Here is a 25,050-nt window from a genome sequence, read left to right as displayed (position 1 = left end):
TCATGACCAGCAAAGCCATCTATCCCGGGACCTTCGATCCCATGACCAACGGCCACCTGGATTTAGTGACGCGCGCATCACTGATGTTCGATCACGTGATTCTGGCCATCGCCGCCAGCCCGAGTAAAAAGCCGCTGTTCAGCCTGGATGAACGCGTGGCGTTGGCGACGCAGGTCACCTCTCATCTGGGCAATGTGGAAGTGCTGGGCTTCAGCGAGCTGATGGCGCACTTTGCCGCTCACCAAAATGCCAATATCCTGGTGCGCGGCCTGCGTGCAGTGTCTGACTTTGAATACGAATTGCAGCTGGCGAACATGAACCGCCATTTGATGCCGACGCTGGAAAGCGTGTTCCTGATGCCTTCCGAAGAGTGGTCGTTCATCTCCTCCTCACTGGTGAAGGAGGTCGCCCGTCACGGCGGCGATATCGCGCCTTTCCTGCCGGATGTGGTCACCCAGGCGCTGATGGCGAAGCTCGCCGCCGAGTAATTGCTCAGCGCTGGCAGCGGCGGCAAAAGAAGGTGCTGCGCTGCCCGTGCTTGGCGGATTCGATCGGCGTGCCGCACGCGCGGCAGGGTTCTCCCGCCCGACCGTAAACCTGCAGTTCCTGCGCGAAATATCCCGGTTTTCCGTCCGACTGCAAAAAGTCGCGCAATGTCGTGCCGCCCTGCTCGATAGAGCGCTGCAACACCGCCTTGATGGTCTGCGCCAGCAGCGCCGCTTCAGCTTTGCTCAACGATCCCGCGGGACGATCGGGCAAGATCCCGGCGCTGAACAGCGATTCGCTGGCGTAAATATTGCCGACCCCGACCACCAGCTTGTTATCCATCAGCCACGGTTTGATCAGCGTGCGCTTATTACGTGATTTTTCATACAGGTAGTCGCCGTTGAACGCTTCGCTCAGCGGTTCCGGCCCCAGATGCGCCAACACGTTGCTGGTCGCCAAATCTTCGCACCACAGCCAGGCGCCGAAACGGCGCGGATCGGTATAGCGCAGGATCATGCCGTTGCTGATCACCAGATCGACGTGGTCGTGTTTGCCGGCTTCGTCTTCGTTTTCCTCACGCAGCATGCGCAGGCTGCCCGACATGCCCAGGTGCACGATAATCCAACCGTTCTCCAGCTCGATCAGCAGATATTTGGCCCGGCGCTGCACGCTGAGCACCGGCCGATCGCTCAGCGTCAGGATCTGCTCGGAAACCGGCCAGCGCAGGCGCGCGTTGCGCACCACCGCATACTGAATGCTGTGGCCGACAAGATAAGGCTCTATACCGCGTCTGCTCGTCTCAACTTCCGGTAATTCAGGCATCTGGCTTCCCCTCCGACGTTTTCTACCCTTTATAAAACAAAAAACCCGGCCAAGGCCGGGTTTTTCATTAATCCACTAAAATTATTTAATTTTAGCTTCTTTGTATACTACGTGCTGACGGACAACTGGATCGAATTTCTTCAGTTCCAATTTTTCCGGCTTAGTACGCTTGTTCTTCGTGGTGGTATAGAAGTGACCAGTACCAGCAGAAGAAACCAGCTTGATCTTCTCGCGAACACCTTTAGCCATGATTCAGTTCCTTAATACTTCTCACCACGGGCACGCAGATCGGCCAGAACCGTCTCAATACCCTTCTTATCGATAACACGCATACCTTTAGCAGATACACGCAGAGTTACAAAGCGCTTCTCAGCCTCAACCCAAAAACGGTGTGAGTGCAGGTTAGGCAGAAAACGGCGTTTGGTCGCGTTCATTGCGTGGGAACGGTTGTTACCGCTCACCGGGCGCTTGCCAGTAACTTGGCAGACTCGGGACATGTCTATTCTCCAAAAATCAAATCAGCTCGAGCTTCGTATAGGGTATGGCCGCCTCGTCAGGCTTTTAGAGCCCATCTCAGCAAACTTCATACTGAGGAGACTCTCGTCATCAGGTAGAAACCACACATCAGGTCAGAAACCTGCTGAGATAGGCTCTTGCGCCAAACCCAAGATTCTCAAAGGTGGCGTAGTATACGCTCTGAAGCGTAAGTGCTCAAGTCCCGAACAGCTAAAGATCCCACAAGGATCGCGAAAAAATCGCTTAAAGCCATCCGCGCTCGGCAAAAGAGACGCATTCACCCCGACCGATCACCAAATGATCAAGCACTCGGATCTCCAATAACTGACAGGCTTTCACCACCTGTTCCGTTATCAAGCGGTCGGCATGACTGGGTTCAGCCTTACCCGAAGGGTGATTATGCGCGAGAATCAGCGCGGCGGCATTAGCCTTCAACGCTTCGCGCACAATTTCTCTCGGGTAGACGACGACGCTGCTGATGGTACCAGCAAACATCTCCTGATGGCGAATAACCCGGTGCTGATTGTCTAAAAACAATACCAAAAAGACCTCCCGCTCGCGATGCGCCAGCAGGCTTTGCAGATAATGCTGGGTGACGCGCGGATTGAGCATGGCGTTTTCCTGCGACAAATGGCTGGAAAAGAAGCGCAGCGCCAGCTCGGCAATCGCCTGCAGCTGCGTATAGCTGGCGTCCCCCAGGCCTTTTTGGCTGCAAAAAGCCTGATGATCGGCCGACATCAGGTGATAAAGCGAGCCGAACCGGCGCAGCAGCTGCTCCGCCAGCTGCATCACGTGCACGCCGGGCAACCCGGTGCGCAAGAAAATGGCCAACAGCTCTGCGTCGGACAGCGCCGCCGCCCCCTGCATCAGCAGCTTTTCACGCGGTGCCAGCGCGCCCGGCCAGCACGCCACAATCGAGTTGCTCATCGTGTTCCTCCCTGAAAGGGCTACAGCATGCCATGTGCCACCCGGCGCGTTCGACAGGTGTTTGATAACATTGCGAAGTGTTTCGCAAAGCACAATGTAACGCCCTGCAGCCATTGCGGAATCGCTCACCTGAACGGCGGATATGCTAAAATGGCGCATCTTTCGGCTTTCAATCGGACAATGATGATGACGGGACTTTCCGGCAAACATATTGTGCTTGGCATCAGCGGCGGCATCGCCGCTTACAAATGCCCAGAGCTGGTGCGCCGCCTGCGCGACAGGGGCGCGGAAGTGCGCGTGGTGATGACCCACGCCGCCAAGGCGTTCATTACGCCACTGACGCTGCAGGCCGTTTCCGGCTACCCGGTGTCCGACGATCTGTTGGATCCCGCCGCCGAAGCCGCCATGGGCCACATCGAACTCGGCAAGTGGGCGGATCTGGTTATTCTGGCGCCGGCGACCGCCGATCTGCTGGCGCGCGTCGCCGCCGGCATGGCCAACGATCTGCTGACCACCGTCTGCCTGGCGACCGATGCCCCCATCGCCGCCGCGCCCGCCATGAACCAGCAGATGTATCGCGCCGCCGCCACGCAGGCCAACCTGCAAACGCTGCAGGCGCGCGGCATGCTGCTTTGGGGGCCGGACAGCGGCAGCCAGGCCTGCGGCGACGTCGGCCCGGGCCGCATGTTGGATCCGTTGAACATCGTCGACCTGGCGAACGCGCATTTTTCCGCCCCGCAGGATCTGCAACATTTGCAGGTTATGATCACCGCCGGCCCGACGCGTGAAGCGCTGGATCCGGTGCGTTTCATCAGCAACCACAGCTCCGGCAAAATGGGCTTCGCCATCGCCCACGCCGCCGCCGCCCGCGGCGCGCAGGTGACGCTGATCGCCGGGCCGGTCAGCCTGCCGACGCCGCCATCGGTCACCCGAGTGGACGTCACCAGCGCGCTGGAGATGGAGCAGGCGGTGCAACAGCGCGCCGCGCAGCAGCAGATTTTCATCTCCTGCGCCGCCGTGGCCGACTACCGCCCCGAGCGGATCGCCGATGAAAAAATAAAAAAACAGGGTGATGAAATCATCCTCAAGATGGTAAAAAACCCCGACATCGTCGCCGGCGTGGCGGCGATGACCAAAAATCGACCGTTTGTCGTGGGGTTTGCCGCCGAAACCCAGAATGTGGAAGAATACGCGCGGCAAAAACTGGCGCGTAAGAAGCTGGATTTGATTTGCGCTAACGATGTATCGCTTGCAGAGCACGGGTTCAACAGCGACACCAATGCCCTGCACCTTTTTTGGCAGGATGGAGAGAAACGCCTGGCGCTGAGCGACAAGGCACTCCTTGGCCAACGTTTAATAGACGAGATAGTCAGCCGTTATGATGAAAAAAATCGACGTTAAGATCCTCGACCCGCGCATCGGTCAGGATTTCCCGCTACCGACCTACGCCACCCCGGGCTCCGCCGGTCTCGACCTGCGCGCCTGCCTGGACAGCGCGGTAGAGCTGGCGCCGGGTGAAACCACGCTGCTGCCTACCGGCCTCGCGATCCATATCGCCGACGCAAGCCTGGCGGCGGTGATCCTGCCGCGCTCAGGCCTGGGCCATAAGCACGGCGTCGTGTTGGGCAACCTGGTCGGCCTGATCGACTCCGATTATCAGGGCCAGCTGATGGTGTCCGTTTGGAACCGCGGCCAGAAGCACTTCACCATAGAGCCGGGTGAACGCATCGCGCAGATGGTCTTCGTGCCGGTGGTGCAGGCAGAATTCAACCTGGTGGAAGAATTCGACGGCAGCGAGCGCGGCGAAGGCGGCTTCGGCCACTCGGGGCGCCACTAAGCGCCACCCAAGGCACGAGGGCCGGCAGGGAAACGTCGCCTGAACCTTGCCTTTCCGGGGAGAAGGATGTCTCTGCGGTAAGGTTTTACCGCGACAATTGCAGCGCACACCAGGCAGCGCGGAAAAGGCCGTTAAGGCCGCTGACCCCAGCATCGTAAAAAAGCTATCACATAAGCCGCACAGAGCCTGCTCTGCAGCGGCCGGTGCCCGGGTTTCCGTCAGTTAAGTTTTAGCAAGGGTCTAATCAGACATGGCAGAAAAAGAAAAGACGAAAAGGAATCGGCGCGAGGAAATATTGCAGGCGTTAGCCCAGATGCTGGAGTCCAGCGACGGCAGCCAACGCATCACCACCGCCAAGCTCGCCGCGAACGTGGGTGTTTCTGAAGCTGCGCTGTACCGGCATTTCCCCAGCAAGACACGGATGTTCGACAGCCTGATCGAGTTTATCGAAGACAGCCTGATCACCCGCATCAACCTGATCTTGCAGGACGAGAAAGAGACGTTTAATCGTCTGCGCCTGATTTTACTGCTGATTCTGGGCTTTGCGGAACGCAACCCGGGGCTGACGCGCATCATGACCGGCCACGCGCTGATGTTTGAACAGGATCGCCTGCAGGGCCGCATCAACCAGCTGTTCGAACGCATCGAGGCGCAGCTGCGACAGGTGCTGAAAGAGCGCAAATTGCGCGAAGGCAAAGGCTTTATCGTCGATGAAACGCTGCTGGCCAGCCAGCTGCTGGCCTTCTGCGAAGGCATGTTGTCGCGCTATGTGCGTTCGGAATTCCGCTATCGCCCAACGCAGGAATTCGACGCCCGCTGGCCGCTGTTGGCGGCCCAGCTGCAATAAAGATAACGCCGGGCATGCCCGGCGTTTTTACTTACACCCCGTACTGCTCACGGTAAGCGCGCACCGCCGCCAGGTGGTCCGCCATTTCCGGCTTCTCTTCCAGATAGGCGATCAGGTCCTTCAGCGTCACGATCGAAATCACCTTGCAGTGATAGTCGCGTTCCACTTCCTGAATGGCGGAGATATCCGCGCGGCCGCGTTCCTGACGGTCGAGGGAAATCAGCACGCCCGCCAGCGAAGCGCCGCTGGCGCCGATGATTTCCATCGACTCGCGGATCGCGGTGCCGGCGGTGATCACATCGTCCACCAACATCACGCGCCCCTGCAGCGGGCTGCCTACCAGCGAACCGCCTTCGCCGTGGGTCTTGGCTTCCTTGCGGTTAAAGCAGTAAGGCACGTCGCGCTCATGGTGTTCCGCCAACGCCACCGCCGTAGTGGTGGCGATAGGAATGCCTTTATAGGCCGGGCCAAACAGCAGGTCGAAATCGATGCCGGAGTCCATCAGGGCTTCGGCGTAGAAGCGCCCCAACAGCGCAAGATCGCGCCCGGTATTAAACAGGCCGGCGTTGAAGAAATACGGGCTGGTGCGGCCGGATTTCAGGGTGAACTCGCCGAATTTCAATACCTGCTTGTTAAGCGCGAACTCGATAAACTGGCGCTGATAGGCTTTCATTACTGCTTCTCCTCGTCTGAATCTGCTTAGGTCTTGTTATTACTGCCGCCCGATCACCGGGCATAAAAAAGGCGACTTCTCAGTCGCCTTAAAAAATCAGTCCGCCAGCGCCGCTTTCTGCGCCTGGAAGATGGTTTCGATGCCCCCTCGGGCCAGCGCCAATAGCGCCAACAGCTCATCGTGGCTGAACGGCTCGCCTTCGGCGGTGCCCTGCACCTCAATCATGCGGCCATCTTCCATCATCACCACGTTCATGTCGGTTTCCGCTGCGGAATCCTCCACATACTCCAGATCGCACAGCGCTTCGCCATTGACGATGCCGACCGAAACCGCCGCCACCATGCCCTTCATCGGGTTGGCTTTCAGCTTGCCGTTGGCCACCAGCGTGTTCAACGCATCGGCCAGCGCCACGCAGGCGCCGGAGATCGAGGCAGTTCGGGTACCGCCGTCGGCCTGCAGTACGTCGCAGTCGAGGGTGATGGTGAATTCACCGAGCTTTTTCAGGTCTACCGCGGCGCGCAGCGAGCGGGCGATCAGGCGCTGGATCTCCAGCGTGCGGCCACCCTGTTTGCCTTTGGCGGCTTCACGAGCGTTGCGGCTGTGGGTGGAGCGCGGCAGCATGCCGTACTCGGCGGTGATCCAACCTTGCCCCTGGCCTTTCAGGAAGCGCGGAACGCCCTCTTCTACCGTGGCGGTGCACAAGACTTTTGTATCGCCAAACTCAACCAGCACTGAACCTTCAGCGTGTTTGGTATAGTGACGGGTCAGTGTCAGGGGGCGAACTTGCTGTGGTGCTCTGCCTGCAGGACGCATGGGCTCTCTCCGGCTTCAAATCAACTATTGGCTGCGCATTATACGGGCTTCGTGACGTAATGCCTATCCTGCCCGCAGCCGCGACGCTATAATCGCCCCATCTTTTCCTATTACGGGTACGCATCAATGATCCGCAGCATGACCGCCTACGCCCGGCGTGAAATCAAGGGTGAATGGGGCAGCGCAGCCTGGGAGCTGCGTTCCGTTAACCAGCGCTACTTAGAAACCTACATCCGCCTGCCGGAACAATTCCGCAGCCTGGAGCCGGTGATCCGTGAACGTATCCGTGGCCGCCTGACCCGCGGCAAAGTCGAATGCAACCTGCGTTTCGAGCTGGATCCAAGCGCGCAAAGCTCGCTGATCCTGAACGAAAAACTGGCCAAACAGCTGGTCGAAGCCGCCAACTGGGTGAAAATGCAGAGCGACGAAGGTGAAATCAACCCGATCGACGTGCTGCGCTGGCCGGGCGTGATGTCCGCGCAGGAGCAGGATCTGGACGCCATCAGCGCCGAGCTGATGCAGGCGCTGGACGGCGCGCTGGATGACTTCATCGTCGCACGCGAAAGCGAAGGTGCCGCGCTGAAAACGCTGATCGAACAGCGCCTCGACGGCGTCAGCGCCGAAGTGGTCAAAGTGCGCGCCCAGATGCCGAACATCCTGCAATGGCAGCGCGAGCGCCTGGTCAGCAAGTTGGAAGAGGCACAGGTACAGCTGGAAAACACCCGCCTGGAGCAGGAGCTGGTGCTGATGGCGCAGCGCATCGACGTCGCCGAAGAGCTGGACCGTCTGGAAGCGCACGTGAAAGAGACGCACAACATTCTGAAGAAGAAAGAAGCCGTCGGCCGCCGCCTCGACTTTATGATGCAGGAGTTCAACCGCGAATCGAACACCCTGGCCTCCAAGTCGATCAATGCCGACGTCACCGCTTCCGCCATCGAGCTGAAAGTGCTGATTGAGCAAATGCGCGAGCAGATCCAGAACATCGAGTGATCCTGCCCCGCATGCCATCAAGCCCGCGCCAAGCGGGCTTTTTTATGGCTGCAGATCAGCGATGGGCGGCCGCCTGCTCTTCATCAATCAGCCCCATTTTCTGCAGCTGCACCGCAATGCTCCAGGTTGAGCGCTCGAACTCATCGCTCAGCGCTTCCAGCGTCGCCCCGGCCGCATGGCTCTCACGCAGCCGCAGTTTTTCTTCTTCCGGCCAAGGGAAGTAGGCATTGGCCGGCCGGCCCTCGGCCAGATTCTTCTGCCGCTTCTCCTCCGGCGTCAGCCGGGCTTTTTTCTGCAGTTCGACTTCACCGTCGAACTCGTTGGCCAACGCGAACAGCAGGCGGATAGCCTCCGGCGCACAGGCCGCCGAAGCCGGTCTCAACAGCTCGCCGGTGTCGGGATTAACGCCGTTGGCCAGCGCCCTGAGCAACGTGCCGGTATTCATCGTTCGCCTCCTTGTCCGAGAGAATACGCGCCGGTCGTGGCGCCTTGTTCAGGCATTTTTCTCTGCCTCTCTCGAGAAAACCACGCTTTACGCCATGAAAAAGCGCCAGTTGCGAGCCAGATTCCAGGCGTTTGCACGCGAGTGACGGCGATTGCATCAGGTTGCGAGCCGGCAGGCCTCTGGGCAACCGGCCACCGGGAAGCTTATGAAAAACTGCCGAGCAGCGCGTGCGGATGACAATCGGCAAGATATCCCGCACGCCATAAGTATTTTGTTCTAATTATCACGCAAGGTAATGAAAGGGCGGCGATGCTGTGGCTAAATGTGTTTTTTTCCTGCCCGTGAACCGTACGGACCGTTTATGCCACAAATTCTGCAATTTATTATGGCTCTGGTGGTGATCATCGCCCTGGCGCTGCTGGTTAGCAATAATCGCAAGAAAATCCGCCTGCGCTATATCATCCAGCTGCTGGTGATCGAAGGCGCGCTGGCCTATTTCTTCCTGCACTCCGCCAGCGGACTCAGCGTGATCAAACACGTCGCCGGCTTCTTCGACACCCTGCTCGCCTACGCCGCCCAAGGATCGGAGTTCGTGTTCGGCGGCATGAGCAAGGATGGTCTGGCATTCATCTTCCTCGGCGTTTTGTGCCCTATCATCTTTATTTCCGCCCTGATCGGCATTTTGCAGCATTTCCGCATCCTGCCGCTGATCATTCGCCTGGTCGGCACCTTGCTGTCCAAGGTCAACGGCATGGGCAAGCTGGAATCGTTCAACGCCGTCAGCACGCTGGTGCTGGGGCAGTCGGAGAACTTCATCGCCTATAAAGGCATCATCGGCGATATCTCGCCGCGCCGCATGTACACCATGGCCGCGACCGCCATGTCGACGGTATCGCTCTCCATCGTCGGCGCCTACATGTCGATGATCGACGCGCAGTACGTGGTGGCGGCATTGATCCTTAACATGTTCAGCACCTTCATCATTCTGTCGATCATCAACCCGTATCAGGTCGAAGACGAGCCGGAGCTGAAGCTGAACAAACTGCATGAAGATCAGAGCTTCTTCGAAATGTTGGGCGAATACATTCTGGCCGGCTTCAAGATTGCGATGATCATCGCGGCGATGCTGATCGGCTTTATCGCGCTGATCTCCGCCGTCAATGCGCTGTTCTCCGCGGTGCTCGGCATCAGCTTCCAGCAGATCCTCGGCTATGTGTTCTATCCGCTGGCCTGGCTGATCGGTATCCCGGCGGAAGAGGCTCTGAAGGCGGGTAGCATCATGGCGACCAAACTGGTGGCCAACGAATTCGTGGCGATGATTGAGCTGAAGAAAATCGCGGCGGAGCTGTCGCCGCGCGGGCTGGGCATTCTGTCGGTGTTCCTGGTGTCGTTCGCCAACTTCGCCTCCATCGGCATCGTCGCCGGCGCCATCAAGGGGCTGAACGAGCAGCAAGGCAACGTGGTTTCCCGTTTTGGCCTGAAGCTGGTTTACGGCTCGACGCTGGTGAGCCTGCTGTCGGCGGCCATCGCCGGCCTGGTGCTGTAATCCCCACTCCCGGCCGCAGGGCCGGGAGTTCGCTTTAAAACGCCACGCACACCGGCGCATCCACCCGCATTACCGAATCCTGCGCAAACTGCTGCTTGTAGCCGCTGCGCAGCGCCTCGATATTCGCCTCGCTCTCTTTGCCCGGCGCATGGATCAGCAGCAGCGCCTTGCTGTTCTCGCGCGCCAGCTTGCCGTCGTGGCCCAGCCACTGCCCTTTGGCATCAAAGACCGTCAGCCCGTCTTTAAAGCGCGGCGTCACCTGGCTATCGACGAAGGTTTGCCACTCGGCGGCGGTGATCGCCGGCCCCGCCGGGCGATTCAGGCCGAAGTAGAGCGTTGTCTGCACCAGCGGATCGCCGGTGCGGCAAGCCGGGGCGGGTGGCACAGCCTGGTGGCCTGGCGCCACGCAGCCGCTCAGCAGCAGGGCGGCCACCACGCCGCCGGCGGCCAATCTCGGGGAGTTTTTCATCTGCAGTCTCGGTTTATCGGTTGAAGGATTCGCTGCAAAAAGCATAGTCAGCGATGGAAACCAGCGCGAAATTTCTAATGCTTTCATCAACAGCCAGATGTTAAAAAAGGCTGGTTATCGGCAATAAAAACGGAGTTTGGATTAGCTAAATTAATCCGAAACGCCATCGGTGAAAAAAACTCAGTGGCGCGCGTCCTCGGCGGCGATTACCCTGCCGGCCATCATTCTGACGCAAGTACGCTGTGAATCCCTTATGTTACTGAGCATCCTTTATATCATCGGCATCACCGCCGAAGCCATGACCGGCGCGCTGGCGGCCGGCCGCCGCCAAATGGACATGTTCGGCGTGATCATCATCGCTTCGGTCACGGCGATCGGCGGCGGGTCGGTGCGCGATATGCTGCTCGGGCATTTTCCATTGGGCTGGGTCAAACACCCGGAATACATCGTCATCGTCGCGATAGCGGCGATCGTCACCACCTGGGTGGCTCCCCTGATGCGCCATTTGCGCCGCCTGTTCCTGGTGCTCGACGCCGTCGGCCTGATCGTCTTCTCCATCATCGGCGCGCAGGTGGCCCTGGATATGGGACACAGCGCCATTATCGCCGCCATCGCCGCGGTGATCACCGGCGTCTTCGGCGGGGTGCTGCGCGACATGCTCTGCAACCGTATCCCGCTGGTTTTCCAGAAGGAGATCTACGCCGGCATCTCCTTCAGCGCCGCCTGGCTGTATATCGGCCTGCAGCACCTCAGCCTGCCGCACAATCTGGTGGTGATCCTCACGCTGGTCGCCGGCCTGAGCGCGCGCCTGATCGCCCTGCGCTTCCGCCTTGGCCTGCCGGTGTTCAACTACCAGCATCCGGATCACTGATCTCGGGGCGGCAACGCGCCGCCGCCGAGGCCAAAACTGCAGAAATGTCGCCCTTCGACGCGCAAATTCGCTCATTCGCCGCTTTTTCCGCGCAAAGCGGCGGGCAAAATGCGAGCTAACGCTGCACCCGGCGCGTTAGCCGTGTATACTGTGCGGAGAAAATACACATCCGCTGTTATTGGCATATCAACCGTTATCAACGAACATCATCATGGCTCAAGGCACGCTTTATATTGTCTCTGCTCCCAGTGGCGCAGGTAAATCAAGTCTGATTCAGGCTTTGTTAAAGACGCAACCGCTGTACGACACGCAGGTTTCGGTTTCGCACACCACGCGCGACAGCCGCCCGGGTGAAAATCACGGCGAGCACTATTTCTTCGTCTCGAAAGACGAATTCCGCCGGATGATCGAGCAGGACGCGTTTCTTGAGCACGCCGAAGTGTTCGGCAACTATTACGGCACCTCGCGCGCCGCCATCGAACAAGTATTGTCGACCGGCGTGGACGTGTTTCTGGATATCGACTGGCAGGGCGCGCAGCAAATCCGCGCCAAAATGCCGCAGGCGCGCAGCATCTTCATTCTGCCGCCGTCGAAGGAAGAACTGGGCCGCCGCCTGCGCGGGCGCGGGCAGGATTCCGAAGAGGTGATCGCCAAGCGCATGGCTCAGGCCGTGGCGGAAATGACGCATTACGCGGAGTACGATTACCTGATCGTGAACGATGATTTCGATCTGGCGCTGTCCGATCTGAAGACCATCATTCGCGCCGAACGCCTGCGTTTGGGCCGCCAGTTGCTGCGGCATGACGCTTTAATCAGCAAACTATTGGCAGACTGAAGGCAGTTTCAGTATCATGCCCAGTCTTTTCGTCACCTGTGGAGTAGCACAAATATGGCACGCGTAACTGTTCAAGACGCTGTAGAGAAAATTGGTAACCGTTTTGACCTGGTGTTGGTCGCTGCTCGTCGGGCGCGTCAGATCCAGACCGGCGGCAAAGATGCACTGGTTCCGGAAGAGAACGACAAGTACACCGTTATCGCCCTGCGCGAAATCGAAGAAGGCCTGATCACCAGCCAGATCCTCGACGTGCGTGAGCGCCAGGAACAGCAAGAGCAGGAAGCCGCAGAGATTCAAGCGGTTACCGCGATTGCTGAAGGTCGTCGTTAATTAGACTGCGAGTCCGCCTTGTACCTGTTTGAAAGCCTGAATCTGCTGATTCAACGTTACCTGCCCGAGGAGCAGATTAAGCGCCTCAAACAGGCATACCTCGTCGCGCGCGACGCGCACGAGGGCCAGACACGCTCCAGCGGTGAGCCTTACATTACTCACCCTGTCGCCGTGGCCTGCATCCTGGCGGAAATGCGTCTCGATCACGAGACGCTGATGGCGGCATTGCTGCACGACGTCATCGAAGACACCCCAGCCACCTATCAAGATATGGAACAGCTGTTCGGCAAGAGCGTCGCCGAACTGGTTGAGGGCGTCTCCAAGCTCGACAAGCTGAAGTTCCAGGACAAGAAAGAAGCGCAGGCGGAAAACTTCCGCAAGATGATCATGGCGATGGTGCAGGATATCCGCGTCGTGCTGATCAAGCTGGCCGACCGTACGCACAACATGCGCACCCTCGGTTCGCTGCGCCCCGACAAACGCCGGCGCATCGCGCGTGAAACCCTGGAAATCTACAGCCCGCTCGCCCACCGTCTGGGTATTCATCACCTGAAGACCGAGCTGGAAGAGCTGGGCTTCGAGGCGCTGTATCCGAACCGTTATCGCGTGATCAAGGAAGTGGTGAAAGCCGCGCGCGGCAACCGCAAAGAGATGATTCAAAAAATCCTCTCCGAGATCGAAGGGCGACTGACCGAAGCCGGCATCGCCTGCCGCGTCAGCGGGCGGGAAAAACACCTCTACTCCATCTACCTCAAGATGCACCTCAAGGAACAGCGTTTCCATTCCATCATGGATATCTACGCGTTCCGGGTGATCGTGAAAGAGGTCGATACCTGCTACCGCGTGCTCGGCCAGGTGCACAGCCTGTACAAACCGCGCCCGGGGCGAGTGAAAGATTACATCGCCATTCCCAAGGCCAACGGCTATCAATCGCTGCATACCTCGCTGATCGGCCCGCACGGCGTGCCGGTCGAAGTGCAGATCCGCACCGAAGACATGGACCAGATGGCTGAGATGGGGGTAGCCGCGCACTGGGCTTACAAGGAAAGAGAACAGGGCGAAACCGGCACCACGGCGCAGATCCGCGCCCAGCGCTGGATGCAGAGCCTGCTAGAGCTGCAGCAAAGCGCCGGCAGTTCGTTTGAATTTATCGAGAGCGTCAAATCCGATCTGTTCCCGGATGAGATTTACGTTTTCACCCCGGAAGGCCGCATCGTCGAGCTGCCCGCCGGCGCCACGCCGGTCGATTTCGCCTATGCGGTGCATACCGATATCGGCCATGCCTGCGTCGGCGCGCGCGTCGATCGTCAGCCGTACCCGCTGTCGCAGTCGCTGACCAGCGGCCAGACCGTCGAGATCATCACCGCGCCGGGCGCGCGGCCCAACGCCGCCTGGCTGAACTTCGTGGTCAGCTCGAAAGCGCGCGCCAAAATTCGCCAGATGCTGAAGAACCTCAAGCGCGACGACTCCGTCGGCCTCGGCCGCCGTCTGCTCAACCACGCGCTGGGCGGCAGCCGCAAGCTGGCCGAAATCCCGCAGGAAAACATTCAGCACGAGCTGGACCGTATGAAGCTGGCGACGCTGGACGATCTGCTGGCGGAAATCGGCCTCGGCAACGCCATGAGCGTGGTGGTGGCGAAGAACCTGCAGGGCGATCAGTCCAGCCTGGGCGCATCCTCCGGTGTGCGCAACCTGGCTATCAAGGGCGCCGACGGGGTGTTGATCACCTTCGCCAAGTGCTGCCGCCCGATTCCGGGCGATCCGATTATCGCTCACGTCAGCCCGGGCAAAGGGCTGGTGATCCACCATGAGTCCTGCCGCAATATTCGCGGCTATCAGAAAGAGCCTGAGAAGTTCATGGCGGTCGAGTGGGATAAAGAGACCGAGCAGGAGTTCATCGCCGAGATCAAGGTGGACATGTTCAACCACCAGGGCGCGCTGGCCAACCTGACGGCGGCGATCAACGCGGCCGAATCCAATATTCAGAGCCTGAACACCGAAGAGAAAGACGGTCGGGTTTATAGCGCCTTTATCCGCTTGACCACCCGCGATCGCATCCATTTGGCAAACATTATGCGTAAAATCCGTATCATGCCGGATGTGATCAAAGTTAACCGCAACCGAAACTAGCGCTTATGAGTCCTGAACGCTATGCGCGGATTTGTGAAATGCTCGCGACCCGGCAGCCGGATTTGACGGTCTGCCTGGAGCAAGTGCACAAGCCGCATAACGTCTCCGCCATTATCCGCACCGCCGACGCCGTCGGCGTGCATCAGGTCCACGCCGTGTGGCCCACCACCCGCATGCGCACCCTGGTTTCCTCCGCCGCCGGCAGCAACAGCTGGGTCAGCGTCAAAACCCATCGTTCCATCGGCGACGCGGTCGGTCATCTGAAAGCGCAGGGCATGCAAATTCTGGCCACCAATCTGTCTGCGCGCGCGGTCGATTTCCGCGAGGTGGACTACACCCGGCCCACCTGCGTGCTGCTCGGCCAGGAAAAAACCGGCATCACCGAAGAAGCGCTGGCGCTGGCCGATCGGGACATCGTCATTCCGATGATCGGCATGGTGCAATCGCTCAACGTCTCCGTGGCCTCGGCGCTGATCCTGTATGAAGCGCAGCGCCAGCGGCAGAACGCCGGCCTGTATCGCCGCCACAACAGCATGCTGGATGAAGAAGAGCAGCAGCGTCTGCTGTTCGAAGGCGGTTACCCGGTGCTGGCCAACGTAGCCAAGCGCAAAGGGCTGCCACGCCCGCAGATTGACGAGCAGGGCCAGGTGGTCGCCAGCGCCGAATGGTGGGCGGCCATGCAGGCGACGGTGCGCAAATGAAAGGCCGCCTGCTGGATGCTGTCCCACTCACCACGCTTTCCGGGGTTGGCGCCAGCCAGGCGGGCAAACTGGCCAAACTCGGCCTCGAGACCATTCAGGATCTGCTGCTGCACCTGCCGCTGCGCTACGAAGACCGCACTCGCCTCTACCCGATCAACGATCTGCTGCCGGGCATCTACGCCACGGTAGAAGGGGAAGTGCTGCGCAGCGACATCAGCTTCGGCCGCCGCCGCATGCTGACCTGCCAGATCAGCGACGGCACCGGCATCCTCACCATGCGGTTCTTCAACTTCAACGCCGCAATGAAGAACAGCCTGGCCACCGGCCGCCGCGTGACCGCCTACGGCGAGATCAAGCGCGGCAACCACGGCGCGGAAATCATCCATCCGGAATACCGCATTCAGGGCGAAGCCAGCGAGGTTGAGCTGCAAGAGTCGCTGACGCCGGTCTACCCCACCACCGAAGGGGTGCGGCAGGCCACGCTGCGCAAGCTAACCGATCAGGCGCTGGAGCTGCTGGATACCTGCGCTATCGCCGAGCTGCTGCCGCCGGAGCTGAGCGGCGGCCTGATGAGCCTGCCGCAGGCGCTGCACACCCTGCATCGCCCGCCGCCGGACATCCAGCTGGCGGATCTGGAGCTGGGCAAACACCCGGCGCAAAAACGCCTGATCCTTGAAGAGCTGCTGGCGCATAACCTCAGCATGCTGGCGGTGCGCGCCGGCGCGCAGAGCTATCAGGCGCAGCCGCTGCTGCCGGACGATCGGCTGAAAAACCGTTTTCTCGCCCAGCTGCCGTTCTCGCCGACCGGCGCGCAAACGCGCGTGGTGGCCGACATCGAAGCCGATATGCAAAAAGACTTCCCGATGATGCGGCTGGTGCAGGGCGACGTCGGCTCCGGCAAAACGCTGGTGGCGGCGCTGGCGGCGCTGCGCGCCATCGCGCACGGCAAGCAGGTAGCGCTGATGGCGCCGACCGAGCTGCTGGCCGAGCAGCACGCCAACAATTTCCGTCAGTGGTTTGAACCGCTGGGGCTGGAGGTCGGCTGGCTGGCCGGCAAACAGAAAGGCAAGGCGCGCATCGCGCAGCAGGAGGCTATCGCCAGCGGCCAGGTGTCGATGGTGGTCGGCACCCACGCCATCTTCCAGGAGCAGGTGCAGTTTAACGGCCTGGCGCTGGTGATCATTGATGAGCAGCACCGCTTCGGGGTGCATCAGCGGCTGGCGCTGTGGGAGAAAGGCGAAGAGCAAGGCTTCCACGCCCATCAGCTGATCATGACCGCCACGCCGATCCCGCGCACGCTGGCGATGACCGCCTATGCCGATCTCGATACCTCGGTCATCGACGAGCTGCCGCCGGGCCGCACGCCGGTGACCACCGTCGCCATCCCCGATACCCGCCGCGCCGACATCATTCAACGGGTGAAAAGCGCCTGTCTGGAAGAGGGGCGGCAGGCTTACTGGGTATGTACGCTGATCGAAGAGTCCGAGCTGCTGGAAGCGCAGGCGGCGGAAGCCACCTGGGAAGAACTGAAAACCGCGCTGCCAGAGCTGAAGGTAGCGCTGGTGCACGGCCGCATGAAAGCGCAGGAAAAGCAGGCGGTGATGCAGGCGTTTAAACAGGGCGAGCTGCAGCTGTTGGTGGCCACTACGGTGATCGAAGTCGGCGTCGACGTGCCGAACGCCAGCCTGATGATCATCGAAAACCCGGAGCGGCTGGGCCTGGCTCAGCTGCACCAGCTGCGCGGCCGCGTAGGGCGCGGCGCCGTGGCCTCACACTGCGTGCTGCTGTACAAAACGCCGCTGAGCAAGACTGCGCAAACGCGCCTGCAGGTGCTGCGCGACAGCAACGATGGCTTCGTCATCGCGCAGCGCGATCTGGAGATCCGCGGCCCGGGCGAGCTGCTGGGCACCCGCCAGACCGGCAGCGCCGAATTCAAGGTGGCGGATCTGCTGCGCGATCAGGCGATGATCCCCGAAGTGCAGCGCGTCGCTCGCCATCTCCATCAGCACTATCCGGAGCACGCCCAGGCGCTGATCGAACGCTGGCTGCCGGAGAAGGCGCGCTACTCCAACGCATAAAAAAGGGCGCCGCAGGCGCCCTTTTCGCGATGACCCGCGATATCACCCCACCGCCGGGAACACCGGCAGCAGCAGATACAGCTTGATGACGATGGCATTGGCGATATCGATAAAGAACGCCCCCACCATCGGCACCACCAAAAACGCCACGTGCGACGGGCCGAAACGATCGGTGATCGCCTGCATGTTGGCGATCGCCGTCGGCGTGGCGCCCATGCCGAAGCCGCAGTGGCCGGCAGCCAGCACCGCCGCGTCGTAGTTTTTACCCATCACCCGATAGGTGACGAAGATCGCGTACAGCGCCATGACCAGCGTCTGCACCGCCAGGATCGCCAGCATCGGCAGCGCCAGCGAGGCCAGCTCCCACAGGCGCAGGCTCATCAACGCCATCGCCAGGAACAGCGACAGGCTGACGTTGCCCAGCACCGACACCGCCCGCTCGAACACGGTATAGAAACCGGTGAAGGCCAGCGTGTTGCTGAGGATCACCCCGACGAACAGCACGCAAACGAAGTTCGGCAGTTCAAACACCGTGCCGCCCAGCAGGCCGGCAATCAGCTGCCCCAGGCTCAGACAGATGGCGATCATGGCGATGGTTTCGATCATCACCAGCGAGGTGATCAGACGGCCGCTTTCCGGCTTCTCGAAGCCGCTCGGCTGCACGCTGTCATCCGGGGTGCCTTCCGGCGTGGAGGAGTGCTTGACCAGATAGCGCGCCACCGGGCCGCCGATCAGGCCGCCCAGCACCAGGCCGAAGGTGGCGCAGGCCATGGCGACTTCCGTGGCGTTCTCGAAGCCGTAGCGCTCGATGAATAGCTTGCTCCAGGCTGCCCCGGTGCCGTGGCCGCCCGACAGGGTGATCGACCCGGCGATCAGGCCCATCAGCGGATCCAACCCCAGCATTTTCGCCATGCCGATGCCGATGGCGTTCTGCACGATAAGCAGCCCCAGCACCACGAACAGGAACACCACCAGCACCTTGCCGCCGGCGCGCAAACGCGCCAGGTTGGCGTTCAGGCCGATGGTGGCGAAGAAGGCCAGCATCAGCGGATCCTTCAGCGACATGTCAAAACTGATTTCCCAGTTGACGAGCTTTTTCAGGGCTAACAGCAGGAGGGCCACCAGCAAACCGCCGGCGACGGGAGCGGGAATGGTATATTTTCGCAGCAGAGGAATGGTTCTGACGCACTTGCCCCCGAGGAGCAAAACCAGCGTCGCCGCGACTAACGTGCCATAAGTATCAAGATGAAACATCCAGGTACTCCATGTAAGGAAAAAGATCCAAATAAAAATAATAAGTTATAGAAAACCACTGAGTTTTTAAACTTGATGAGTGCAGGATTAGAAGTAAAAAACGCTGAGATGACAAGAAAAAATGAATGAAAATGCGACATAAACAGGAAAGTCGGCAACATAATATTTACGCGCAACCGTTTGCTTTTGTGGGGCGGAGCATTAAAATGCCTGCTTTGCCGTATCTGGAAACGCCACACCATGAGCATGTCATCCTCCGAGCTTGATGCCGCGCGCCAAGCCGCCTCAGAACCCCGCGCCAGTGAACTGATTTATCGCCTGGAAGATCGCCCGCCGCTGCCACAAACGCTGTTTGCCGCCGGCCAGCATCTGCTGGCGATGTTCGTCGCGGTGATCACCCCGGCCCTGCTGATCTGCCAGGCGCTGGGTCTGCCGGCACAGGATACCCAGCACATCATCAGCATGTCGCTGTTCGCCTCCGGTCTGGCTTCCATTCTGCAAATCAAAACCTGGGGGCCGGTGGGTTCCGGGCTGCTGTCGATTCAGGGCACCAGCTTCAACTTCGTTTCGCCGCTGATCATGGGCGGTCTGGCGCTGAAAAACGGCGGCGCCGACGTGCCGACCATGATGGCCGCGCTGTTCGGTACCCTGATGGTCGCCTCCTGCACCGAAATTCTGCTGTCGCGCGTGCTGCATCTGGCGCGCCGCATCATCACCCCGCTGGTTTCCGGCATCGTGGTGATGATCATCGGCCTGTCGCTGATTCAGGTCGGCCTGACCTCGATCGGCGGCGGCTACGCCGCGATGAACGATCATAGCTTCGGCTCGCCGAAAAACCTGCTGCTGGCCGGCGCGGTGCTGGCGGTAATCATCCTGCTGAACCGCCAGCGCAACCCTTACCTGCGCGTGGCTTCGCTGGTGATCGCCATGGCGGTCGGCTATCTGTTGGCCTGGGCGATGGACATGCTGCCCGCCGACGCACCGGCGGCCCCCACGGCGGCAATCACCATCCCCACGCCGCTCTATTACGGCCTGGGCTTCGACTGGAACCTGCTGCTGCCGCTGATGCTGATCTTTATGGTCACCTCGCTCGAGACCATCGGTGACATCACCGCCACCTCCGACGTCTCCGAACAGCCGGTCAGCGGGCCGCTGTACATGAAGCGCCTGAAGGGCGGCGTGCTGGCCAACGGCCTGAACTCGATGCTGTCGGCGGTGTTCAACACCTTCCCCAACTCCTGCTTCGGTCAGAACAACGGCGTGATCCAGCTGACCGGCGTCGCCAGCCGCTACGTCGGCTTCGTGGTGGCGCTGATGCTGATCGCGCTGGGGCTGTTCCCGGCGGTGGCCGGCTTCGTGCAGCACATCCCCGAACCGGTACTGGGCGGCGCGACCATCGTGATGTTCGGCACGATCGCCGCCTCCGGCGTGCGCATCGTGTCGCGCGAGCGTCTGAATCGCCGCGCCATCATGATCATGGCGCTGTCGCTGGCCGTCGGCATGGGCGTCTCCCAGCAGCCGCTGATCCTGCAGTTCGCGCCGGACTGGCTGAAAACTCTGCTCTCTTCCGGCATCGCCGCCGGCGGTATTACCGCTATCGTGCTGAACCTGGTGTTCCCGCAGGAACACGAGAAGAAGTAACCCGTCCATTGGCGTTCAAACGGCCGCTTGCGGCCGTTTTTTATTGTCTATCAGACCATTGCCCTTGAGATGCCCGGCCAATTGCGGCATAAACAGGGTATCTTTTTTGACCGATGCGGATGTAGACGATGAAATTTATCGGAAAGCTGTTGCTGACGTTGCTGCTGCTGATCGTACTGGCGGCAGTGGTGCTGTACCTGGTGGGGCAAACCCGCTGGGCGGCAGGCCGCCTGAGCGCCTGGATCAGCGACAACAGCGAATACCGCCTGTCGATAGGAAAAATCACCCATTCGTGGAGCCAGCCGAACCAGATTGAGCTGGAAGACGTGCAACTGGCGCGCAACGGCCAGCCGCAGGCGCTGGTCGCCAAACGCGTCGATCTGGGCCTCAGCCTGCGCCAAATCACCGAGCCGCGCTATTTTCACAGCGTCACGCTGCGCGACGGCACGCTGAACGTGCAGCCGCAGGCGGCGGCGCTGCCTGTACAGGCCGACGTGCTGCAGCTGAGCAACATGGCGTTGCAGTCCAACGATAACGAGTGGCAGCTCAACGCGCAGCAGGTCACTGCCGGCATCACGCCGTGGCGCCCGCTGGCCGGCCATCTGCTAGGGGATAACAACCAGTTCCAGTTCAGCGCCGGTTCGATGACGCTGAACGGCATCCCCGCCTCGAAGGTGTTGGTGCAGGGGGAGCAGAAGCAGGGCCAGCTGCTGTTGAACAACTTCGGCGCCGATCTGGCGCAGGGCGACCTGACCGGCGTGGCCAGCCGCGCCGCCGACGGCAGTTGGCAGGTGGATCGCCTGCGGCTGAGCGGCGTGCGCATGCAGACCCCGCTGACGCTGGCGGAATTCATGCAGCGCTTTACCACCCTGCCGCCGGTCACCCTCAAGCGTTTCGATCTGATCGACGCGCGCCTGGAAGGCAAGGCATGGGCGTTTAACGATCTCGATCTGTCGCTGCAAAACGTCAGCGTCGAAAAAGGCGACTGGCGCAGCGAAGACGGCTCGCTCAACGTCAACGCCAGCGACGTGATCAACGGCGGCTTCCACCTGATCGATCCGATCGCCACCCTGCGGCTCTCCTCCGCCGGCATCGCCATTCAACAGTTCACCACCCGCTGGGAAGGCGGGCTGCTGCGCACCTCCGGCAACTGGCTGCGCGCCGGCAAACGCCTGCAGCTGGATGAAGTGGCCATGGCGGCGCTGGAGTACACCCTGCCGAGCGACTGGCGCGAACTGTGGCTGAAACCGCTGCCGGACTGGCTGGCGGAGGTGTACGTCACCAAGCTGACCACCAACCGCAATCTGATCATCGATATCAACCCGGCATTCCCGTTCCAGATCACCGCGCTGGACGGCTACGGCAGCAACCTGCTGCTGGCGCGCGATCGCCAGTGGGGCATATGGTCCGGATCGCTCAACCTGAACGGCAGCGAGGCGACCTTCAACAAGATAGACGTGCGGCGCCCTTCGCTGGCGCTGAACGCCGACGCCAATCAGATTAACGTCACCGAGCTCAGCGCCTTTATGCCTAATGGGTTGCTTGAGGCCAAAGCGACCGTCGATCAGCTGCCGGGCAAGCCGTTCCAGCTGACGCTGCGCGGCCGTTCGGTACCGATCAACACCTTGCAGCAATGGGGATGGCAGCCGGTGCCGCTGACGGGCGACGGCAACCTTGAGCTGCAGTTGAAAGGGCTGCTGAACAGCGACGGGCCGTTCAAAGCCTCGTTGAAGGGAAATCTGCAGGCCACCGCCGGCGACGGCCAAGCGGTGAACCAGCAACTGCCGTAATGCCCTGCGCGGCCCGCCCTCAGGCAGGCCGCCGTCTTACTCTTCCAGCGCCTCAGAGCCGCCCTGATCCAGCGGCACATCCGGCTCGGCCGGCAGCACCATGTAGGTGCCTTCGAACACCGCGCCTTTATCCTCGTCGCCGAACAGATGCACTTCGGCGTGCACGCGCGCGCGGCGGCCGCGCGCCAGACGCGCCAAGTCGCCGCTCAGCGAGCCGAGATCCGCCACCGCTCGCGGCCTGCCGGTAATCGGTTTGCTGTAGCGAATGTGCGCGTCCGCCAGAATGATGGTGCCGCCGAGGTGGCGCTCGCGCAGCAGCAGCCAAATCAGCCCCCAGGCGGTCAGCGTCGCCAGCGAGAACAGGCTGCCGGCGAACAGCGTGTGGTGCGGATTCTGGTTGCCGGTCTCGGGCATGGTGGTGACGAAGCGCTGGCCGGTGTATTGGCTGATGCGCACGCCCATCTTTTCGCTCAGCGGGATGTGTTCATACCAGGCCTGCTGCAGTTGGCCGCACCAGTCGGGGCGATGCAGGATATCGTCCAGCGTCGCTACCGGTTTTATCATCAAAAAGTGGCGGATCGGGGTGGTCTGCGGCGCAGTGATCTCCCCCTGATTGACGAACCCCAGCTTGGCGAAGAAGTCCACCGCGTCTTCACGGGCGCTGCACACCACCCGCTTAACGCCCTCCTGCCGCGCGACGGACTCCAGCGTCATCGCCACCAGCGTCCCCAGCCCTTTATCCTGCAGCGTCGGGTCTACCGCCAGAAAACGGATCGCCGCCTCGTTGTCGGCATTGATGTACAGCCGCCCGATGGCGACGATTTTACCGGCCTCGTCCACCACCATTTGGTGATGGGCCATGGCGTCATAGGCATCCTTTTCCGAACCCACCGGCTGGTGCAGCGGCTTGCGCAGCATTTCCCAGCGAAACTGGTAATACTCCTTCAGTTCTTGCTCTGTTACGGGTACTCGTAGGTGATACATAGACGCCTGTTCTCCAATGCTTAGACCTGTAGCCAGAATGTCACCGGACCATCGTTGACCAGCGCCACCTGCATGTCGGCGGCGAATTCGCCGGTCTGGGTCTCTACGCCGCGTTCGCGGCACTGGCCAACAAAATATTGATACAACCGATCGGCGACCAAAGGTGCGGCGCCGCGCGAGAAGCTGGGCCGCATGCCCTTTTGGGTGTCCGCCGCCAGGGTGAACTGCGAAACGACCAGCACGCTGCCCCCGGCCTGCTGGACGTTGAGATTCATCTTGTCGTTCTCGTCGCCGAAAATGCGGTATCCCAACACGCGTTCGCACAGGCGCTGCGCTTTTTGCTCGTTATCGCCCTGCTCCACGCCCAATAACACTAACAAACCGGGGCCAATCTTGCCTACCGTCTCGCCACCCACCGTGACGCTGGCGTTTAACACCCGTTGAATCAACGCAATCATTCCTGCTGCCCTTCTGGTTTCTGTTCCTGTTGCTCCGCCTTCTGCCGACGGTAGTCGCGGTATTCGCCGATGGTCACGGTGATTTCCGCGCCGAGTAACACGATACACCAGCTCCAGTAGACCCACAGGAATAAAATCGGGATCACCGCCAGCACGCCGTAAATCAGCTGGTAGGAAGGGAACATGGTGACGTACAGCGCGAATCCCTTCTTGCCCAGCTCGAACAGCAATCCGGCCACCAGCGCGCCAATCAGCGCGTCTTTGGGCGGCACCCGCACCGTCGGCACGATGCAATACAGCAGCCAGAAGGAAGCGCACGACAAAATCAGCGGGAAGATGCGCAGCACCTGATCCACCAGGCCGTTGACGCCGGTCTGCGCCAGCCAGTTGAGCGACAGCAGGTAGGAGCTGATGGCCATGCTGGCACCCACCAGCAGCGGCCCCAGCGTCAGCACCATCCAGTACACGGCGAAGGAGAAGACGATCGACCGCTTGTTCTTGCTGCGCCAGATGGTGTTCAGCACGCTGTCCACCGAGGAGATCAACAGCAGCGCGGTGACGATCAGCCCGCAGGTGCCGACGGCGGTCATCTTGTTGGAGTTGGCGACGAACTGTTCCAGGTAGTTCTGTATGACGTTGCCGGCGGCCGGCACGAAATTGGAAAAGATGAAGCTCTTCAGCTGTTCGCTGATGTCGGAAAACATCGGGAAAGCGGCGAACAGCGCGAACACCACGGTGACCAGCGGCACCAGCGACAGCAGGGAAACATAGGCGAGATGGCCCGCCAACATCGTCAGGCCATCGTGATCGATACGCTGGTACAGCAGCCGTCCGAAGGTGACGCCGGGCTTAATCGCAGAGGGCAGCTTCTTGCGGCGGAAAAACGACATGGTCACTCCTTGATGTCCGTTGATACGCCTTAAGCTTAACGCGCCCTACGCTCATTGAGCAAAATAGGCCGGCACCACGTCGCGATCGGTGACGTGCACCGTCTTGATCCCCAGCGCCTGCGCGGCGAGGACGTTCGCCGGGTGATCGTCGAAGAACACCGCGTCGGCGGCGGCGGTGTTTTCCGCGGCCAGCACATGCTGGTAGATCTCGGCCTCCGGCTTGCGCATGCCGAGATCTTGCGACAGATAGAGATGATCGGCGGCGGCGGCCACTTCAGGATAGTGCTGCGGCCAGTAGTTGCAGTGCAGACGGTTGGTGTTCGACAGCACCACCACCCGGTGGCCCTCGTTGCGCAGGCGCTGCATGATGTCGATCACTTCCGGGCGCAGCGCGACGAATACCGCCTGCCAGCCGGTGGCGAATTGCTCGAAGCTGAGCGCGATGCCCATTTCATCGCACAGCTTGCCGGCGAAGTCTTCGTCGCTGATTTCACCGCGTTCATGTTGCTGGAACACCTCACCCATGGTGAAACGATCGGACAGCACCGCCAACGGCGTGCCGCTCAAATTGCTCCACACGCCCAGCACACGCTTGAAATCGATATCGACGATCACATTACCTAAATCAAAGATATACAGCATAGTCCTCTCCTGATGGGCCGGTGAGATTTCACTGTAGCGGGAAAAGGAACAGCTGAACAGGGAACGAACGGAAAA

Annotated in this window: 27 protein-coding genes; 14 read left to right on the top strand and 13 right to left on the bottom strand. The window is 60.6% G+C overall.

The genetic code is table 11. The features are described 5' to 3' along the window. The first annotated feature begins 2 nt into the window (after nucleotides 1-2). Nucleotides 3-488 (top strand): pantetheine-phosphate adenylyltransferase, encoded by a 486-nt coding sequence (coaD, locus tag ABTW55_RS12895; protein WP_033631353.1) that lies wholly within the window; start codon nucleotides 3-5, stop codon nucleotides 486-488. A gap of 4 nt (nucleotides 489-492) precedes the next feature. On the opposite strand, the gene mutM is transcribed toward coaD, so the two are convergent. The 4 genes from mutM to radC all read right to left on the bottom strand — a co-directional run bounded on the left by mutM (nucleotide 493) and on the right by radC (nucleotide 2,751). Then, nucleotides 493-1,308 (bottom strand): bifunctional DNA-formamidopyrimidine glycosylase/DNA-(apurinic or apyrimidinic site) lyase, encoded by an 816-nt coding sequence (mutM, locus tag ABTW55_RS12890; protein WP_049195713.1) that lies wholly within the window; start codon nucleotides 1,306-1,308, stop codon nucleotides 493-495. Between the two features lie 81 nt (nucleotides 1,309-1,389). Next, complete coding sequence (rpmG, locus tag ABTW55_RS12885) at nucleotides 1,390-1,557, bottom strand: 50S ribosomal protein L33 (protein ID WP_002442576.1); 168 nt, start codon at nucleotides 1,555-1,557, stop codon at nucleotides 1,390-1,392. Nucleotides 1,558-1,568: 11 nt separating this feature from the next. Then, nucleotides 1,569-1,805 carry a 50S ribosomal protein L28 gene (gene rpmB / locus ABTW55_RS12880; protein ID WP_004931195.1) on the bottom strand — a complete coding sequence of 79 codons (237 nt, stop codon included), beginning with the start codon at nucleotides 1,803-1,805 and terminating at the stop codon, nucleotides 1,569-1,571. A 262-nt stretch (nucleotides 1,806-2,067) separates the two neighbouring features. Beyond that, nucleotides 2,068-2,751, bottom strand: coding sequence for a DNA repair protein RadC (radC, locus tag ABTW55_RS12875; protein WP_033654522.1), 684 nt, complete (start codon nucleotides 2,749-2,751; stop codon nucleotides 2,068-2,070). A 183-nt stretch (nucleotides 2,752-2,934) separates the two neighbouring features. Here radC and coaBC point away from each other — a divergent pair, with 183 nt between their 5' ends. From coaBC to slmA, 3 genes are all read left to right on the top strand, one after another. Next, entirely contained in the window at nucleotides 2,935-4,152 is a 1,218-nt protein-coding gene (gene coaBC, locus ABTW55_RS12870) for a bifunctional phosphopantothenoylcysteine decarboxylase/phosphopantothenate--cysteine ligase CoaBC (RefSeq protein ID WP_060423762.1), read from the top strand. Beyond that, nucleotides 4,130-4,588, top strand: a complete 459-nt coding sequence (gene dut / locus ABTW55_RS12865) for a dUTP diphosphatase (RefSeq protein ID WP_033636478.1) — start codon at nucleotides 4,130-4,132, stop codon at nucleotides 4,586-4,588. The genes coaBC and dut overlap by 23 nt, the downstream gene beginning before the upstream one ends. Before the next feature lie 250 nt (nucleotides 4,589-4,838). After that, complete coding sequence (slmA, locus tag ABTW55_RS12860) at nucleotides 4,839-5,435, top strand: nucleoid occlusion factor SlmA (RefSeq protein WP_004931203.1); 597 nt, start codon at nucleotides 4,839-4,841, stop codon at nucleotides 5,433-5,435. Nucleotides 5,436-5,466: 31 nt separating this feature from the next. On the opposite strand, the gene pyrE is transcribed toward slmA, so the two are convergent. Together pyrE and rph are read right to left on the bottom strand one after the other, a co-directional pair. Then, on the bottom strand, nucleotides 5,467-6,108 hold the full coding sequence (gene pyrE, locus ABTW55_RS12855) for an orotate phosphoribosyltransferase (RefSeq protein ID WP_004931204.1): 642 nt from the start codon (nucleotides 6,106-6,108) through the stop codon (nucleotides 5,467-5,469). A 96-nt stretch (nucleotides 6,109-6,204) separates the two neighbouring features. Continuing rightward, nucleotides 6,205-6,921 (bottom strand): ribonuclease PH, encoded by a 717-nt coding sequence (gene rph / locus ABTW55_RS12850; protein WP_025160305.1) that lies wholly within the window; start codon nucleotides 6,919-6,921, stop codon nucleotides 6,205-6,207. Nucleotides 6,922-7,047: 126 nt separating this feature from the next. On the opposite strand from rph, the gene ABTW55_RS12845 reads away from it, so the two are divergent. Continuing rightward, nucleotides 7,048-7,911 (top strand): YicC/YloC family endoribonuclease, encoded by an 864-nt coding sequence (locus ABTW55_RS12845; RefSeq protein ID WP_015379441.1) that lies wholly within the window; start codon nucleotides 7,048-7,050, stop codon nucleotides 7,909-7,911. A 55-nt stretch (nucleotides 7,912-7,966) separates the two neighbouring features. Here the strand turns inward: ABTW55_RS12845 and ABTW55_RS12840 are convergent, their stop codons facing one another. After that, nucleotides 7,967-8,356 carry a hypothetical protein gene (locus ABTW55_RS12840; protein ID WP_033654520.1) on the bottom strand — a complete coding sequence of 130 codons (390 nt, stop codon included), beginning with the start codon at nucleotides 8,354-8,356 and terminating at the stop codon, nucleotides 7,967-7,969. Between the two features lie 361 nt (nucleotides 8,357-8,717). Between ABTW55_RS12840 and ABTW55_RS12835 the strand changes: the two genes are divergently transcribed. Beyond that, nucleotides 8,718-9,902, top strand: coding sequence for a NupC/NupG family nucleoside CNT transporter (locus ABTW55_RS12835; protein ID WP_004931212.1), 1,185 nt, complete (start codon nucleotides 8,718-8,720; stop codon nucleotides 9,900-9,902). A gap of 34 nt (nucleotides 9,903-9,936) precedes the next feature. Here the strand turns inward: ABTW55_RS12835 and ABTW55_RS12830 are convergent, their stop codons facing one another. Then, nucleotides 9,937-10,371: a DUF3574 domain-containing protein gene (locus ABTW55_RS12830; RefSeq protein ID WP_060423709.1), complete on the bottom strand. Its 435-nt coding sequence runs from the start codon at nucleotides 10,369-10,371 to the stop codon at nucleotides 9,937-9,939. A gap of 253 nt (nucleotides 10,372-10,624) precedes the next feature. Between ABTW55_RS12830 and ABTW55_RS12825 the strand changes: the two genes are divergently transcribed. The 6 genes from ABTW55_RS12825 (at nucleotide 10,625) to recG (ending at nucleotide 17,316) form a co-directional block, all read left to right on the top strand. Then, nucleotides 10,625-11,242, top strand: a complete 618-nt coding sequence (locus ABTW55_RS12825; RefSeq protein ID WP_060423760.1) for a trimeric intracellular cation channel family protein — start codon at nucleotides 10,625-10,627, stop codon at nucleotides 11,240-11,242. A 211-nt stretch (nucleotides 11,243-11,453) separates the two neighbouring features. Further along, on the top strand, nucleotides 11,454-12,077 hold the full coding sequence (gene gmk / locus ABTW55_RS12820; protein ID WP_033636481.1) for a guanylate kinase: 624 nt from the start codon (nucleotides 11,454-11,456) through the stop codon (nucleotides 12,075-12,077). Nucleotides 12,078-12,131: 54 nt separating this feature from the next. Continuing rightward, nucleotides 12,132-12,407: a DNA-directed RNA polymerase subunit omega gene (gene rpoZ / locus ABTW55_RS12815; protein WP_004931221.1), complete on the top strand. Its 276-nt coding sequence runs from the start codon at nucleotides 12,132-12,134 to the stop codon at nucleotides 12,405-12,407. Nucleotides 12,408-12,425: 18 nt separating this feature from the next. Beyond that, nucleotides 12,426-14,537 carry a bifunctional GTP diphosphokinase/guanosine-3',5'-bis pyrophosphate 3'-pyrophosphohydrolase gene (gene spoT / locus ABTW55_RS12810; RefSeq protein ID WP_019452189.1) on the top strand — a complete coding sequence of 704 codons (2,112 nt, stop codon included), beginning with the start codon at nucleotides 12,426-12,428 and terminating at the stop codon, nucleotides 14,535-14,537. Between the two features lie 5 nt (nucleotides 14,538-14,542). Next, nucleotides 14,543-15,238 carry a tRNA (guanosine(18)-2'-O)-methyltransferase TrmH gene (gene trmH, locus ABTW55_RS12805; protein WP_060423707.1) on the top strand — a complete coding sequence of 232 codons (696 nt, stop codon included), beginning with the start codon at nucleotides 14,543-14,545 and terminating at the stop codon, nucleotides 15,236-15,238. Further along, on the top strand, nucleotides 15,235-17,316 hold the full coding sequence (recG, locus tag ABTW55_RS12800) for an ATP-dependent DNA helicase RecG (RefSeq protein WP_033636486.1): 2,082 nt from the start codon (nucleotides 15,235-15,237) through the stop codon (nucleotides 17,314-17,316). Before trmH ends, recG begins: the two co-directional genes overlap by 4 nt. 42 nt (nucleotides 17,317-17,358) lie before the next feature. On the opposite strand, the gene gltS is transcribed toward recG, so the two are convergent. Then, entirely contained in the window at nucleotides 17,359-18,570 is a 1,212-nt protein-coding gene (gltS, locus tag ABTW55_RS12795) for a sodium/glutamate symporter (RefSeq protein ID WP_033636489.1), read from the bottom strand. Between the two features lie 240 nt (nucleotides 18,571-18,810). Between gltS and ABTW55_RS12790 the strand changes: the two genes are divergently transcribed. After that, nucleotides 18,811-20,211 carry an NCS2 family protein gene (locus ABTW55_RS12790; RefSeq protein ID WP_019452186.1) on the top strand — a complete coding sequence of 467 codons (1,401 nt, stop codon included), beginning with the start codon at nucleotides 18,811-18,813 and terminating at the stop codon, nucleotides 20,209-20,211. A gap of 128 nt (nucleotides 20,212-20,339) precedes the next feature. Further along, nucleotides 20,340-22,001 carry an AsmA family protein gene (locus ABTW55_RS12785; RefSeq protein ID WP_033654517.1) on the top strand — a complete coding sequence of 554 codons (1,662 nt, stop codon included), beginning with the start codon at nucleotides 20,340-20,342 and terminating at the stop codon, nucleotides 21,999-22,001. Nucleotides 22,002-22,037: 36 nt separating this feature from the next. Here ABTW55_RS12785 and fabY read toward each other — a convergent pair whose 3' ends face one another. From fabY to yihX, 4 genes are read right to left on the bottom strand one after another with little or no spacing between them, the layout of a single operon-like run. Then, nucleotides 22,038-22,985, bottom strand: coding sequence for a fatty acid biosynthesis protein FabY (fabY, locus tag ABTW55_RS12780; RefSeq protein ID WP_033636491.1), 948 nt, complete (start codon nucleotides 22,983-22,985; stop codon nucleotides 22,038-22,040). A gap of 20 nt (nucleotides 22,986-23,005) precedes the next feature. Next, complete coding sequence (gene dtd / locus ABTW55_RS12775) at nucleotides 23,006-23,443, bottom strand: D-aminoacyl-tRNA deacylase (protein ID WP_016929644.1); 438 nt, start codon at nucleotides 23,441-23,443, stop codon at nucleotides 23,006-23,008. After that, nucleotides 23,440-24,333, bottom strand: coding sequence for a virulence factor BrkB family protein (locus tag ABTW55_RS12770; protein ID WP_060423704.1), 894 nt, complete (start codon nucleotides 24,331-24,333; stop codon nucleotides 23,440-23,442). The genes dtd and ABTW55_RS12770 overlap by 4 nt, the downstream gene beginning before the upstream one ends. Before the next feature lie 51 nt (nucleotides 24,334-24,384). Continuing rightward, entirely contained in the window at nucleotides 24,385-24,975 is a 591-nt protein-coding gene (gene yihX, locus ABTW55_RS12765) for a glucose-1-phosphatase (RefSeq protein ID WP_033636494.1), read from the bottom strand. Nucleotides 24,976-25,050 lie beyond the last annotated feature (75 nt).

The sequence above is a fragment of the Serratia sp. SM04 genome, from assembly GCF_040280225.1.
Taxonomy (GTDB): Bacteria; Pseudomonadota; Gammaproteobacteria; order Enterobacterales; family Enterobacteriaceae; genus Serratia; species Serratia sarumanii.
This window is presented reverse-complemented; position numbering and strand designations above follow the sequence as displayed.

Excerpts from the sequence above, each read along its gene's own strand:
- coaD (WP_033631353.1), top strand. The coding sequence starts at position 3 with ATGACCAGCAAAGCCATCTATCCCGGGACCTTCGATCCCATGACCAAC.
- mutM (WP_049195713.1), bottom strand. The coding sequence starts at position 1,308 with ATGCCTGAATTACCGGAAGTTGAGACGAGCAGACGCGGTATAGAGCCT.
- rpmG (WP_002442576.1), bottom strand. The coding sequence starts at position 1,557 with ATGGCTAAAGGTGTTCGCGAGAAGATCAAGCTGGTTTCTTCTGCTGGT.
- rpmB (WP_004931195.1), bottom strand. The coding sequence starts at position 1,805 with ATGTCCCGAGTCTGCCAAGTTACTGGCAAGCGCCCGGTGAGCGGTAAC.
- radC (WP_033654522.1), bottom strand. The coding sequence starts at position 2,751 with ATGAGCAACTCGATTGTGGCGTGCTGGCCGGGCGCGCTGGCACCGCGT.
- coaBC (WP_060423762.1), top strand. The coding sequence starts at position 2,935 with ATGATGACGGGACTTTCCGGCAAACATATTGTGCTTGGCATCAGCGGC.
- dut (WP_033636478.1), top strand. The coding sequence starts at position 4,130 with ATGATGAAAAAAATCGACGTTAAGATCCTCGACCCGCGCATCGGTCAG.
- slmA (WP_004931203.1), top strand. The coding sequence starts at position 4,839 with ATGGCAGAAAAAGAAAAGACGAAAAGGAATCGGCGCGAGGAAATATTG.
- pyrE (WP_004931204.1), bottom strand. The coding sequence starts at position 6,108 with ATGAAAGCCTATCAGCGCCAGTTTATCGAGTTCGCGCTTAACAAGCAG.
- rph (WP_025160305.1), bottom strand. The coding sequence starts at position 6,921 with ATGCGTCCTGCAGGCAGAGCACCACAGCAAGTTCGCCCCCTGACACTG.
- ABTW55_RS12845 (WP_015379441.1), top strand. The coding sequence starts at position 7,048 with ATGATCCGCAGCATGACCGCCTACGCCCGGCGTGAAATCAAGGGTGAA.
- ABTW55_RS12840 (WP_033654520.1), bottom strand. The coding sequence starts at position 8,356 with ATGAATACCGGCACGTTGCTCAGGGCGCTGGCCAACGGCGTTAATCCC.
- ABTW55_RS12835 (WP_004931212.1), top strand. The coding sequence starts at position 8,718 with ATGCCACAAATTCTGCAATTTATTATGGCTCTGGTGGTGATCATCGCC.
- ABTW55_RS12830 (WP_060423709.1), bottom strand. The coding sequence starts at position 10,371 with ATGAAAAACTCCCCGAGATTGGCCGCCGGCGGCGTGGTGGCCGCCCTG.
- ABTW55_RS12825 (WP_060423760.1), top strand. The coding sequence starts at position 10,625 with ATGTTACTGAGCATCCTTTATATCATCGGCATCACCGCCGAAGCCATG.
- gmk (WP_033636481.1), top strand. The coding sequence starts at position 11,454 with ATGGCTCAAGGCACGCTTTATATTGTCTCTGCTCCCAGTGGCGCAGGT.
- rpoZ (WP_004931221.1), top strand. The coding sequence starts at position 12,132 with ATGGCACGCGTAACTGTTCAAGACGCTGTAGAGAAAATTGGTAACCGT.
- trmH (WP_060423707.1), top strand. The coding sequence starts at position 14,543 with ATGAGTCCTGAACGCTATGCGCGGATTTGTGAAATGCTCGCGACCCGG.
- recG (WP_033636486.1), top strand. The coding sequence starts at position 15,235 with ATGAAAGGCCGCCTGCTGGATGCTGTCCCACTCACCACGCTTTCCGGG.
- gltS (WP_033636489.1), bottom strand. The coding sequence starts at position 18,570 with ATGTTTCATCTTGATACTTATGGCACGTTAGTCGCGGCGACGCTGGTT.
- ABTW55_RS12790 (WP_019452186.1), top strand. The coding sequence starts at position 18,811 with ATGAGCATGTCATCCTCCGAGCTTGATGCCGCGCGCCAAGCCGCCTCA.
- ABTW55_RS12785 (WP_033654517.1), top strand. The coding sequence starts at position 20,340 with ATGAAATTTATCGGAAAGCTGTTGCTGACGTTGCTGCTGCTGATCGTA.
- fabY (WP_033636491.1), bottom strand. The coding sequence starts at position 22,985 with ATGTATCACCTACGAGTACCCGTAACAGAGCAAGAACTGAAGGAGTAT.
- dtd (WP_016929644.1), bottom strand. The coding sequence starts at position 23,443 with ATGATTGCGTTGATTCAACGGGTGTTAAACGCCAGCGTCACGGTGGGT.
- ABTW55_RS12770 (WP_060423704.1), bottom strand. The coding sequence starts at position 24,333 with ATGTCGTTTTTCCGCCGCAAGAAGCTGCCCTCTGCGATTAAGCCCGGC.
- yihX (WP_033636494.1), bottom strand. The coding sequence starts at position 24,975 with ATGCTGTATATCTTTGATTTAGGTAATGTGATCGTCGATATCGATTTC.